Here is a 12,101-nt window from a genome sequence, read left to right as displayed (position 1 = left end):
GAGGGCCTGACCGCGATCATCTCGATCAAGCTCGGCGAGCCGCAGTTCGAGGGCCAGACGAAGACCAAGCTCGGCAACACCGAGGCGAAGGGATTCGTGCAGCGGCTCGTCAACGACCAGCTCGGCGCGTGGTTCGAGCAGAACCCCGCCGAGGGCAAGGACATCGTCCGCAAGGCCCAGGCCGCGGCGTCCGCCCGGATCGCCGCGCGCAAGGCACGCGACCTGGCCCGCTCCCGCAAGGGTCTGCTGGGCGGCGGCGGCCTCCCCGGCAAGCTGGCCGACTGCCAGTCGACCAACCCCGAGGAGTGCGAGGTCTTCATCGTCGAGGGTGACTCCGCCGGTGGCTCGGCGAAGTCCGGGCGGGACCCGCGGATCCAGGCGATCCTCCCGATCCGCGGCAAGATCCTGAACGTCGAGAAGGCCCGCATCGACAAGGTCCTCGGCAACAACGAGGTCCAGGCGATCATCTCGGCGCTCGGCACCGGGATCCACGACGAGTTCGACATCGACAAGCTGCGCTACCACAAGGTGGTGCTGATGGCCGACGCCGACGTCGACGGCCACCACATCAACACCCTGCTGCTGACCCTGCTGTTCCGGTTCATGCCGCAGCTGATCGAGCACGGCCACGTCTACATGGCCCAGCCGCCGCTCTACCGGCTGCGATGGAACAAGCCGCACGAGCACGAGTTCGTCTACTCCGACGCCGAGCGCGACGCGCTGCTGCGCGCCGGCCAGGAGGCCGGCAAGAAGCTCCCGAAGGAGAACCCCGTCCAGCGCTACAAGGGGCTCGGCGAGATGAACGCCGACGAGCTGTGGGAGACCACGATGGACCCCGACCAGCGGCTGCTCCTCCAGGTCACCCTCGAGAACGCCGCGCTGGCAGACGAGACCTTCTCGACCCTGATGGGCGAGGACGTCGAGCTGCGGAGGTCCTTCATCCAGCGCAACGCCAAGGACGTGCGATTCCTCGATATCTAGGTGTCTAGCGCCGTTCGTAGACATCCCTAGAGACGTGCAGAGAGAGTCAGAGAGACACAGATGACCGAGACCCCCACCACGCCTCCGACCGGAGGCGGCCCCGGCGGACGCATCGACGAGGTCGAGCTGCGCACCTCCATGGAGCGCTCCTACATCGACTACGCGATGGCGGTCATCGTGGGCCGCGCGCTGCCCGACGTACGCGACGGGCTCAAGCCGGTGCACCGGCGGGTCCTCTACGCGATGTACGACGGCGGCTACCGGCCCGACCGCGGCTTCTCCAAGTGCAGCCGGGTCGTCGGCGACGTCATGGGCCAGTACCACCCGCACGGCGACACCGCGATCTACGACACCCTCGTCCGGCTCGCCCAGCCGTGGGTGATGCGGGCCCCGCTGATCCACGGCCAGGGCAACTTCGGCTCGCCGGGCAACGACCCCGCAGCCGCGATGCGCTACACCGAGTGCCGGATGGCGCCCCTGGCGCTGGAGATGGTCCGCGACATCGAGCAGGAGACCGTCGACTTCCAGCCCAACTACGACGGGCGCTCCCAGGAGCCGACGGTCCTGCCGGCGCGCTTCCCCAACCTGCTCGTCAACGGCTCGGCCGGCATCGCGGTCGGCATGGCCACCAACATCCCGCCGCACAACCTGCGCGAGGTCGCCGACGGCGCGATCTGGGCGCTCGAGCACCCCGACGCGACGCGGGAGGAGCTGCAGGACGCCCTGATCGAGCGGATCAAGGGCCCCGACTTCCCCAACGCGGCGCTGATCGTCGGCCGCAACGGCATCGAGCAGACCTACCGCACCGGCCGCGGCTCGATCACCCAGCGCGCGGTGATCGAGATCGACGAGGACAACAAGGGCCGGACCTGCCTGGTCATCACCGAGCTGCCCTACATGGTCAACCCCGACAACCTGGCGCTGAAGATCGCCGAGCTCGCCGACTCCGGCCGGGTCCAGGGGATCGCCGACGTCCGCGACGACACCTCTTCGCGCACCGGCCAGCGGCTGGTCGTGGTGCTCAAGCGCGACGCGGTGGCGCGGGTCGTGCTCAACAACCTGCTCAAGCACACCGAGCTGCAGACCAACTTCTCGGCGAACATGCTCGCCCTGGTCGACGGCGTCCCGCGCACGCTCACCGTCGACCAGTTCATCTCCAACTGGGTCGAGCACCAGATCGACGTCATTCGGCGCCGGACCGAGTACCGCCTGCGCAAGGCCGAGGAGGACGCGCACATCCAGCGCGGCCTGGTCAAGGCGCTCGACCAGCTCGACGAGGTGATCGCCTTGATCCGGCGGTCGCCGGACGTCGAGCAGGCGCGCCAGGGGCTGATGGAGCTGCTCGGGATCGACGAGCTCCAGGCGACCGCGATCCTCGACATGCAGCTGCGCCGGCTCGCCGCGTTGGAGCGGCAGAAGATCATCGACCGCCTCGAGGAGCTCGAGCGGATCATCGCCGACCTCGAGGACATCCTCGCCAACGTCACCCGTCAGCGCAGGATCGTGGTCGAGGAGCTCGCCGAGATCGTCGAGAAGTACGGCGACGACCGTCGTACCCAGATCATCGCGGCCGACGGCGACCTCTCGATGGAGGACCTGATCCCCGACGAGGAGCTGGTCGTCTCCATCACCCGCGGCGGCTACGCGAAGCGGACCCGGGCCGACCAGTACCGCTCGCAGAAGCGCGGCGGCAAGGGTGTGCGCGGCGCGACACTGCGCGGTGACGACGTGGTCGAGCACTTCATCGCGACCACCAACCACCACTGGCTGCTGTTCTTCACCACGGCCGGCCGGGTCTACCGCACCAAGGCCTACAACCTGCCCGAGGCGTCGCGCGACGCGAGGGGCGGCCACGTCGCCGGGCTGCTGTCGTTCCAGCCGGACGAGAACATCGCCCAGGTGCTGGCGATCCGCGACTACGACCAGGCCCCCTACCTCGTGCTGGCCACGAAGAACGGTCTGGTCAAGAAGACGCGGCTGGCCGACTACAACAGCCCCCGCCAGGCCGGCGTGATCGCGATCAACTTCCGCGAGGACGACGACGAGCTGATCGGTGCCGAGCTGGTCTTCCCCGAGGACGAGATCCTGCTGGTCTCGCGCAAGGGGCAGGCGGTGCGGTTCCGGGCCGACGACTCGCAGCTGCGGCCGATGGGCCGGGCAACTTCAGGCGTCTCGGGCATGAAGTACGCCCCGGGCGACTCGGTGCTGTCGATGTCGCGGATCGCGGCCGCGCAGGCAGCCGCGGAGGACTCCGAGGACAACGTCCAATACGTCTTCACGATGACCGACGGCGGCTTCGCCAAGCGGACCCGGATCAACGAGTACCGACTCACCAACCGTGGCACCAAGGGCGTCAAGGCGATGACGCTGGCCAACGAGCAGCGCGGTGTGCTGGTCGGGGCGTTCATCGTCGAGGACGGTGACGAGATCCTGTCGATCACCCAGGGCGGCCAGGTCGTGCGCAGCCCGATCAACGCCGACTTCCGGCCGACCGGCCGCGCGACGATGGGCGTGAAGTTCGTGACGCCCAAGGAGGGCGACGCCGTGGCCGTGGTCGCGCGCTCGGTGGAGGCCAAGGTGGAGGAGGAGCTCGAGGAGGCCGGCGGCCAGGACGCCGGCGAGGTTCCGAGCGAGGGTGCCGAGGACGTTTCACCGGTCGCTGAATCGGAGAATGTAGGGACGGATGCAACAATCGACGGGGAGGACGCGTCCGAGTGACGCCTGACCAACCGTCCAGCTGAGCACCCGACGCAGGGGGAAGTGACAGTCGCCATGGCTGACCGCCCGAGCAACACCGGTCGCGAAGACACGGTGGCGTTGCCCCTCCCGCCGAAGCGGCCGGCGCCGGGCAGCAACGGCGCGGAGCCCAAGGACTCAGGTGCCGGTGGGTCCAACGGTCGGGTGCTCCCGCCGATGCCCCCGGGCGAGTCCTCGTCGAGCAACGGCAGCGGCTCGCGCTCGACCAGGAGCGCCACGCCGCCGCCGAAACCACCCCAGGCCAGGTCGGCCCGGGGCGCGGCGAAGAGGTCCGCGCGGCCCAAGCCCGCCACCCCACCGGCGCAGTCGGCCCAGTCGGCCCAGTCGGCCCAGCCGGCCCAGCCGGCCCAGGGGCGGCAGGGACGCCGGTCGGCCGCCAAGCCGGCCAAGGCCCCGACCAAGCCCGCGCCGTCCGGTCCGCCGCCCGCCCCGCCCGCGGCGGCAGCCCAGCCGTCCGGCGCCGCACCTGCATCGAGCCAGGCCGCCCGGACCACGCAGGCCATGCCGCCGACGCAGACCACGCAGGCGATGCCGGCGGCGCGGACGACCGAGACCCGGCCCGTGGCGGCTCCCGCCGCCGCCGCTGCAGTCGCTGCACCGGTCGATGCACCGGCCGCCAAGGTCAAGCCGGCCAAGGCCCCCAAACCGGCCAGGCCGCCGAAGCCCACGCGCGACGAGAAGCGCGCTGAGCGGGCCGCCGCGGCTCCCCGCCCGGGCCGCCGGGCACGCCTCCGGCTGACCCGGATCGACCCGTGGTCGATGATGAAGACCTCGTTCCTGCTCTCCATCGCCCTCGGCATCGTGATCGTGGTCTCGGTGCTGATGGTCTGGACGGTGCTCGGCGCCGCGGACGTCTGGTCGTCGATCAACAAGACCGTCCAGGACGTCGTGGGCGGCCAGGACGCCTCGAGCTTCGACATCGAGGACTACCTCGGCACTCGCCGGGTCGTCGGCTTCACGATGATCGTGGCCGCGGTCGACGTGGTCCTGGTGACCGCGATCTGCACCTTGGGGGCCTTCCTCTACAACATGTCGGCCTCGCTGCTGGGCGGCATCGAGGTCACGCTGGCCGAGGACCACTGAGCCTTCGTCAGGGAGTAGCCGAGAAGTCCGGTCGGCGACCACGGCTTTGCCGAGGATCTCGGGCACCAGGTGCCGATTTCCCTCGGCAAATCCACCGATGGGGCTGGTGGGCGCGCGGGCACCCACGGATCCGTCACAAGGCCGGATTTCTGCGGCATGTGGCCGCTCCGGTAAGGTCTCTCCTCGGTCCGTCGGCCGATCGCCGATGCACCTTCCGGGCCTATAGCTCAGACGGTTAGAGCGCTTCCCTGATAAGGAAGAGGTCGGAGGTTCAAGTCCTCCTAGGCCCACCAGGCGCTCCTGCCGCCCCGGCTCTACTGCCCCGTGCTCGCGGACGCTCGCCCGCCGCCGATGGAGGGCTTGAGCAGCACCACGCCCATCAGCACCGCGCCGACGACCAGCAGCCACGGACCCACCGACATGTGCAGGTCCTCGTCGTTGTCGGTGAACGAGAGCGTGGCCGCGAACCCCAGCACGGTGACCAGGAGGGCTCCGACGACAGCAGCGATCCGTGGCCCGAGGGACAACGCCCGAGACAGCGAGGCGACCAGGACCAGGAGGATCGCGGCAAGGGCGGCGCAGAACACGAACCCGGTCACCCAGCCGGCCACGTCGACGGTCATGCTCTCGGGAAAGGTCATGACGATGTAGAAGCCGTACCAGGTGCGGGAGTCGCTGTTCAAGCTCACCCACGGCACGATGCTCACCGAGAGGAACGCCGCAAGCGCGCCGGCGGCGGCCAGGCTCCTGGCGAGCATCGATCCCTCGGTCGCGGCGGCGGGCCGCGCCGCCGTGGAGGCCGCCTGGTCCGTCGCAGGTGGCGCGGGTGGTGCCCAACCGGATCGGCGTACCGGCGGGTCCTTCGCAGCGACGGGAGGTGCGGTGGCCGCCCGCGCCGGCTCGGGCTCGGGGTCGGCAGCAGCCAGCAACGCATCCACGGTCGTTGCGACCTCGAAGGTGACGTCGGGTCGCTCGCGCAGGGCCTGCAGCAGCTCGCGCGCACCGGAGCTCTCCCGGGTGCCGAGCTTGCTGCGCAGGTCCGAGACGATCGAGAGCTGGCGTTGCCGCCCTAGCTCGGCCTCGCCGCGGATCTCGCGCTCCATCATCACCAGGTAGCTCAGCGGGATCGCCGGCCGCGGAGGCAGCGGGTCGGGGAGCGTGCGCTTGGTCGTCGAGCCGACACCGCGGGCGAGGTCGGCGAGGGCGTCCCGCCCGTCGGGGTCGTAGGCGACCCAGTTGGCCTCGGCGATGATCGGGTCGTACATCCCCGGCAGCTGGCTCTCGGTGAAGACCGGCACGAAGGGGATGTGCAGGGCATCGGCCCACTCGGCCTCGACGCGGCAGGCCTGCGAGTCGCGGTACTCGTCGGACAGCACCGGGATGAACACGTCGGCGGCCTGGATCTGGTCCAGGAGCGTGTCCCACCACCGCTGGCCACCGGTGAGGTCCTGGTCGTAGAACGCCTGGTGCCCGAGGCTGTGCAGGTCGCGGACGAGCGCCTCGGCGGTGGTCATGTTCAGCCGGGCGTAGCTGATGAAGATCTTCACCTTCGCCCCCCTCCACAACTGGAGAATCTCGCGACGATAGCAACGCGGTGCCGGACGCGGGCATGGCCCGTTCGGGCCAGTGACCGGGGTGCGCTCAGGCGGTACCGACCGGCACACACGCCTGGTTGCCGGCAGCGTCGGTCGCGCACACCTCGAGATCTGCGCCGCCGGGCGCCTCGGCCCGGAACAGGTTCTCGCCGTACCAGTCCATCCGCGCGTGGCGGTCGGGCGAGCGGACGACGATGCGCTGCCAGTCGTGCGGCAGGTTCGGTGTGCGGTTGTCGTGCACACGGGCGACGACGAGGCCGTCGACGAGCTCGGCCCGGATGACGGGCGGTGCGGTGTCGGGTGGCACCAGCTCTCCTCCCAGGTAGACCCGCTCGTCCTCGTAGCCGTCGGCCTCACCCTGCGACTCGACGAAGTCGATCCGGGAGTCGCCGTTGAGGTCGGCCTGCGCGATGCCGAGCGTGCCCCGAGTGGCGCTGCCCTCGAAGATCGAGTTGCTCACCGTCAGCGCACCGGTCCCATCGTTGAGCAGCACCCGGTCCGGACCGTCCAGCGACCCGATCACGAAGTCCGCGTCGCCGTCCGACTCGACGTCGAGGCCGACGACCATGTTGTCGTCCCAGCCGGCGTTGGCGGTGCCCATGCCCGATGGCCACCACTCGTCAGTCTCGTCGACGTAGCCGCGGCCGGCGTCGTTGCGGAAGACGTGCTCGGCCAACCCCAGCCCGGTCTCCTCGCCGTCGTTGCTGGTGACCAGGTCGAGGTAGCCGTCGGCGTCGAGGTCGAGCGGGGTGAACTCGTAGCTGTTGGTGAAGTGCGGCATCCGCTCGGTCACGTCGGTGAACCCGCCCGCGCCGTCGTTCTCGTAGAGCAGGCTGGATCGGCACATCTTGCACGAGGTGGCGATGTCGAGGTCCCAGTCGTTGTCGACGTCGACCAGCTCCAGCTCCCAGCTGAACCTGACCTTCGTCGTCGGCATCCGCGCCGCCGTCGCGTCGGAGAAGCGACCGCGCCCGTCGTTCAGCCACAGCGCGACGACCCCGCCCTCGTTGCGCATCGGGGACCCCGGTCCCCAGTCGGCCAGCACCATGTCGAGATCGCCGTCGGCGTCGACGTCGCCGAGCTCGAGGTCGCCCACGCTGAGCCGTCGCGACGGCAGGTTGGTACTGGTCACGTCCCTCCACCTGCCGTTGCCGGCGCCGAGATAGAGCCGGCTCTGCGTGCCGTACGCCGTGCCGACGACGATGTCCGGCACCGAGTCCGCATCGACGTCGGCGACCTTGATCACGCGGGTGATCCCGACGGCCTTCCCGAACACCTCGCTCGTCGCATCGGTGAACCTCGCCGCGCCGTCGTTGAGGAACACCCGGTTCGCGACGGGCGTGCCGGGGCTCTCGTAGTCGCCGCCGTTGGCGAAGAGCAGGTCGACGTCACCGTCGGTGTCGATGTCGGCGAGCTCGACCTTGTTGGACCAGTCGCCGGTCGTTCCCAGGGCGGTGTCGGTGACGTCCAGCCAGGCATCGGCGTAGGTGTCGACGGCGCCGGCCGTCGTCTCGACGGCCGCTGAGGGTGCGGTCGCGGACGCGGCTGTCGCATGGGTGGCGCCGGCCCCCGACCCGGGTGCGTCGGAATCCGTGCAGGCGACGAGCGACCAGGCCGCGACCACGCACGCGAGCACTCTGGTGCGACGAACCAGGATCAGCGCCACGTCGTGACCTCCTGCCAGGTCCGGCCGTCGTCGTCGGACCAGAGCCAGTTGGCCCAGATCTGGTCACCACGGAAGCCGAAGGGATGCTCGTACCACGCGGGGTCGAGGCCGCCGCGCCCCTGGTGGGTGATCTCGAAGGCGCCGCCGTCGACGAAGTCCGCGCGCCAGATCCGCACGCCCTCGCCCCCGTCATCGGAGCCGTCGGGGGAGAAGTCACCCGTCTGGCGGCCGATCAGGGCACCGCTCGGGGTCCAGTACAGGTCGAAGGTGTAGATGCCAGGCCGGAACCGGATGTCCAGCTGGGTCGTCTGCCACGTGACACCCCGGTCGGAGCTCGTGAAGACGCGAATGGCCTGCGAACCCTGCTGCCAGGCCCAGTACGACATGACACCGGGTGGCGCGTTGTCGACCACGCCGCCGACGGTGGCCGGGCCCAAGTCGTGGTAGTGGCGTGTCCCGTCGACCTCCCACCAGGCCAGCAGCCCGTCCACCCAGCGCACGCCCCAGGGCAGACCGAGCGCCGGGCTCGCCGCGGACGGCTCGTCCTCGCCACTGAACTGCGAGCCGTCCCAGGGCCTGCCCCAGACGTGCACGGTGTCTGCGGCGGGATCCAGCGCGCACCAGGCCATCCGGGCGTCGTCCGGCTCGGGGGCTCCGCCGGAGGAGTGACCGGTCACGGCGAGGCACTGGAACCACAGCCGTGGTGTGGCCGGAGCCACCTCGTCGAAGTCGCGCTCGAGCGCGGTGATCGTCCCGTCGTCCCGCACGAGCCACTCGTAGCCGTTGGAGCGGTCGACGACCAGCAGGAGGCCCGGTCCGACGGACTCCATGTGGACCGGGTGGCTGCCGCACGGCACCGACGTCACGCAGTCCTCCCACGGGGCTCGGCGGAGCGTCGCGGTGGCGTACCCGTCGGCGGTAATGGCAGCTGTCGCGAAGTATGGGTGCGGGAAGCGGCTGTCCTCGCCCTCCTTCGGACACCAGATGCACTCGGCCATCCACACCGAAATGCGGAAGTCGGGGTCGTCCGCCGACACCGCGGCGATCTGCAGCTCGGCGTCGTCGGCGCTGATGATCTCCTGCGGCGTCATCGACGTCTCGGATCGGTGGGTCGGCGTCGGTATCGGCGAGGGTGTCGGTGTCGGAAGAACGGGTGTCGGCGTCGGGGTGGGGTTGAGGACGGGCGGCGCCGAGTGGTCGTCGCCGGCACCGACCACGGCGATCCCGCCCATCACGACGAGGACCGAGAGCACGCAGCCCACCGCGATCGCCGCGGCGGCCAGGCGGGTACGCCGCCGCGCGACCTCCTCCAGCGCCTCGAAGGACGGCGGCTGCACCCGGTCGGCCACCGAGCGCAGGGTGTCGAGCTCGGAGGTCATCGCGGCTCCCTCTCGTCGAGCAGGCCGGCCAGCTTGGTGCGCGCCCGCGAGAGCCTGGACTTCACGGTGCCCTCCGGGATGTCGAGCTGGACCGCGATCTCCGCGGTGCCGAGGTCGGCGACGTGGCGCAGCACCACCACGAGCCGGTGGTCGAGGTCGAGCTGCGCCAGCGCCGCGACGAGGGCGACGTGGTGCGGGCCGACCTCGACCGGCGCCTGGGGGCCGGGCACCTTCGGCTGGTAGCGCCGTACCACGGCTGCGTGCCGCCACCCGGCCCGCACCCGGTTGACCGCGACCGTCCGGATCCACGCCTCGGGGCTGCGCACGTGGGCCAGGTCGCGGCGCTTGCGGATCGCGGTGACGAATGCGTCCTGGACGGCGTCCTCGGCCGCCGTCATGTCGCCGCAGAGCGCGTAGAGCTGCGCGACCAACCGGCTGTACGACGCCTCGTACAGCTCGGTCAGGTCCACGACAGCGGCCACAGCGCTCCTCTCCCGCACTCGGAGTGGCGAGTCCTGAGCGCGGGCCCCGGTTCCCACGGTCCTCGTCCCGGCGGGCTGGGGTGGGACCGGACTAGACCGCTCGCGGCCTCGCGACGGTTCTCTGCGCGCGGGGGGCGCTTGCTACTGTCTGCGCCGTGAAGAAGCTCCTCCTGCTCGCCCTCGCGGCCGCCGGCGCGGCCTACGCCAAGAAGAAGTACGACGAGGGCAAGGCAGAGCAGGCCCTCTGGGCCGAGGCGACGGACGCGGTCAAGCGCAGCTGAGCTTCATCCCTCTCACGAGGGGCCTTGGCGCAACTGGTAGCGCACCTGCTTTGCAAGCAGGGGGTTAGGGGTTCGAGTCCCCTAGGCTCCACCACTTCGGTCTCCCCGGGGGAGGTGTTGGCGCAACCGGTAGCGGCTGTGCAGTTCCTGGGCGGTGCAAGCAGGGGGTGAGGGGTTCGAGTCCCCTAGTGCTTCCGGCGCACGGGTCGGGGTGACAGGTCGGCATCTCTGATTGCCTTGGTTGTGTGCTTCAGGCTGCAGTCTTGCGGATCCGTCGTCGGAGTTGCTTCTTGACCTCCAGTGGGGTGCGCCCGGCCATGTAGTGGCCGTAGTTGGGGCGGTCTTGGTTGTAGTCGACGAGCCAGGTCTGGAGGGACCGGTCGAGCAGGGCGGGGTCGTCGACGCGGCCGCGGTGGAAGTGGGGGCGGTAGAACTCGTGCAGCACGGTGCCGTGGAACCGTTCGCACACTGAGTTGTGGTTCGGCGAGCGGGGCGGGATCCGGTGATGGACCAGGTCGAGCTCGGCGACGCGGGTCTGGAAGGCCCGGCCGGTGAACTCGGGGCCGTTGTCGGTCAGGACGCCCTCGAGGGTGATGCCGTGCTTGCGCAGCGTCTTCTTCAGGTGGTCCAGGAACCTCGCGGCGACGGTGGCGGTCTTGTCCCCGATGATCAGTTGGACCACTGCGGTCCGGGTCGCGACGTCGACCGCGGTGAGCTGCCAGACCGCCCCGATGCCCTTGAGCCGGCCCACGTAGAAGGTGTCCAGGGAGACCACCTGACCTGGCCTTGAGGCGTACATGCAGAACCCGAAGGGTCCCTCGAGCGCGGCGCGGGTGACTTGCCCGGTTTCGGCGGCGGTCAGCGACGCCAACGCGGCGATCCGCTGCTTGGCGGTGCCGAGCTGGTGGCCCCGCAGGATCTTCGCCACCCCAGACGCCGAGCGGTCCACCCCGCGCGCCCGCAGGTGCCGCAACAGCGACTTCGGACCGAGCGTGGGCCGGGCGATCGCTTCGGACACGATGACCGCGACTTCTTCTGAGGTCATCGCGTTGGGCTGGTGCGGCTTACGTCGCTCTCGGGGAAGCAGCGCCGAGAGGCCGTACTGCTCGGCCTTCCTCAGCCACTGGTAGTAAGTGTTGCGGGAGACGCCGAAGACCCGGCAGGCCTCGGCGACGTTGCCGATCCTGGCGGCGTACTCGATCAGGCGGACACGACGGTCATAGACAATGTCTTCGTGGGTCACGGGATGGCCTTCCGTTCTCTAGATCTCGCAATCCAGAGACTGCCTCCCGTGACCCACACCTGCACGGAGGCCGGCTGGGCCAGGTGTCACCCCAACCCGTGATCCCTAAGCCCTAGTGCGGCCCCGCCTCGACCGGGACCTGGGGACCGGGGACCTTCGGCTGGAGGCGGCGTACGACGGACGTGTGCCGCCAGCCCGCGCGCACCCGGTTGAGCGCGACCGTCCGGATCCACGCCTTCGGGCTGTGCACGACGAGCCGGCCGTACGACGCTTCGTACAGCTCGGTCAGGTCGACGAATGCGGCCACGGCGCTCCTCCTCCCGCCACCCAGGAGGACGAGTCCCGAGCGTGGAGGGCGGTTCTCACCGTCCCGGACCGGGGGCAACCGGTCGCGACCTGACTAGACCAGCGCTACTCGCCCGGGTCCCGCGACCGCTCCAGCGCGTGCAGCTTCCTGACGGTCGGAGAGGTCTTCACGGCGCTCGGGTCGGCTGGGTAGGTGCCGAAGAGCCGGTCGGCCGTGCCGGCGGTGGTCACCGTGAACCAGTAGTGCTCGTTCTTGTAGTGGTGCAGCCGGTGGTTGCGCCAGACCGAGCGGTACCACCTCGACCGGGGCCGGTAGTCGCTGTGCACG

The 12,101-nt window shown here is 70.2% G+C and carries 10 protein-coding genes, 2 tRNA genes and 1 pseudogene; 6 read left to right on the top strand and 7 right to left on the bottom strand.

Annotation, left to right across the window (positions count from 1 at the left end):
• From VFV89_RS14105 to VFV89_RS14090, 4 genes are all read left to right on the top strand, one after another.
• A partial coding sequence (locus VFV89_RS14105) for a toprim domain-containing protein (RefSeq protein ID WP_329706584.1) occupies window positions 1-981 on the top strand: 981 nt, incomplete at its 5' end.
• 60 nt (window positions 982-1,041) lie between these two features.
• Window positions 1,042-3,699 carry a DNA gyrase subunit A gene (gene gyrA, locus VFV89_RS14100; protein ID WP_329706583.1) on the top strand — a complete coding sequence of 886 codons (2,658 nt, stop codon included), beginning with the start codon at window positions 1,042-1,044 and terminating at the stop codon, window positions 3,697-3,699.
• Window positions 3,700-3,753: 54 nt separating this feature from the next.
• Entirely contained in the window at window positions 3,754-4,821 is a 1,068-nt protein-coding gene (locus tag VFV89_RS14095; protein WP_329706582.1) for a DUF3566 domain-containing protein, read from the top strand.
• Window positions 4,822-5,037: 216 nt separating this feature from the next.
• Window positions 5,038-5,114: transfer RNA gene (locus tag VFV89_RS14090), tRNA-Ile, on the top strand.
• 21 nt (window positions 5,115-5,135) lie between these two features.
• Here the strand turns inward: VFV89_RS14090 and VFV89_RS14085 are convergent.
• From VFV89_RS14085 to VFV89_RS14070, 4 genes are all read right to left on the bottom strand, one after another.
• Window positions 5,136-6,368, bottom strand: coding sequence for a toll/interleukin-1 receptor domain-containing protein (locus VFV89_RS14085; protein ID WP_329706581.1), 1,233 nt, complete (start codon window positions 6,366-6,368; stop codon window positions 5,136-5,138).
• Window positions 6,369-6,462: 94 nt separating this feature from the next.
• The gene (locus VFV89_RS14080) at window positions 6,463-8,082 is read right to left on the bottom strand and encodes a VCBS repeat-containing protein (protein WP_329706580.1); all 1,620 of its coding nucleotides are present in this window, start codon (window positions 8,080-8,082) and stop codon (window positions 6,463-6,465) included.
• The gene (locus tag VFV89_RS14075; protein WP_329706579.1) at window positions 8,073-9,461 is read right to left on the bottom strand and encodes a hypothetical protein; all 1,389 of its coding nucleotides are present in this window, start codon (window positions 9,459-9,461) and stop codon (window positions 8,073-8,075) included. Before VFV89_RS14075 ends, VFV89_RS14080 begins: the two co-directional genes overlap by 10 nt.
• Window positions 9,458-9,943 carry an RNA polymerase sigma factor gene (locus VFV89_RS14070; protein ID WP_329706578.1) on the bottom strand — a complete coding sequence of 162 codons (486 nt, stop codon included), beginning with the start codon at window positions 9,941-9,943 and terminating at the stop codon, window positions 9,458-9,460. Before VFV89_RS14070 ends, VFV89_RS14075 begins: the two co-directional genes overlap by 4 nt.
• 155 nt (window positions 9,944-10,098) lie before the next feature.
• Here VFV89_RS14070 and VFV89_RS14065 point away from each other — a divergent pair, with 155 nt between their 5' ends.
• Window positions 10,099-10,224: a DLW-39 family protein gene (locus VFV89_RS14065; RefSeq protein ID WP_329706577.1), complete on the top strand. Its 126-nt coding sequence runs from the start codon at window positions 10,099-10,101 to the stop codon at window positions 10,222-10,224.
• A gap of 18 nt (window positions 10,225-10,242) precedes the next feature.
• Window positions 10,243-10,318 (top strand) — tRNA-Ala (locus tag VFV89_RS14060).
• Window positions 10,319-10,474: 156 nt separating this feature from the next.
• Here VFV89_RS14060 and VFV89_RS14055 read toward each other — a convergent pair.
• The 3 genes and pseudogenes from VFV89_RS14055 to VFV89_RS14045 form a co-directional block, all read right to left on the bottom strand.
• Complete coding sequence (locus tag VFV89_RS14055) at window positions 10,475-11,467, bottom strand: helix-turn-helix domain-containing protein (RefSeq protein WP_329706576.1); 993 nt, start codon at window positions 11,465-11,467, stop codon at window positions 10,475-10,477.
• A 112-nt stretch (window positions 11,468-11,579) separates the two neighbouring features.
• Window positions 11,580-11,774 carry a hypothetical protein gene (locus VFV89_RS14050; RefSeq protein ID WP_329706575.1) on the bottom strand — a complete coding sequence of 65 codons (195 nt, stop codon included), beginning with the start codon at window positions 11,772-11,774 and terminating at the stop codon, window positions 11,580-11,582.
• A 104-nt stretch (window positions 11,775-11,878) separates the two neighbouring features.
• Window positions 11,879-12,101 (bottom strand): annotated as a pseudogene (locus tag VFV89_RS14045) (fatty acid hydroxylase family protein); the annotation flags it as partial.

The sequence above is a fragment of the Nocardioides sp. genome, from assembly GCF_036274455.1.
GTDB lineage: Bacteria > Actinomycetota > Actinomycetes > Propionibacteriales > Nocardioidaceae > Nocardioides.
The sequence above is the reverse complement of the archived record's forward strand: the minus strand, read 5'-3'. Positions and strand labels throughout refer to the sequence as shown.

Coding starts and splice junctions, on each gene's coding strand:
- gyrA (WP_329706583.1), top strand. CDS start 1,042: ATGACCGAGACCCCCACCACGCCTCCGACCGGAGGCGGCCCCGGCGGA.
- VFV89_RS14095 (WP_329706582.1), top strand. CDS start 3,754: ATGGCTGACCGCCCGAGCAACACCGGTCGCGAAGACACGGTGGCGTTG.
- VFV89_RS14075 (WP_329706579.1), bottom strand. CDS start 9,461: ATGACCTCCGAGCTCGACACCCTGCGCTCGGTGGCCGACCGGGTGCAG.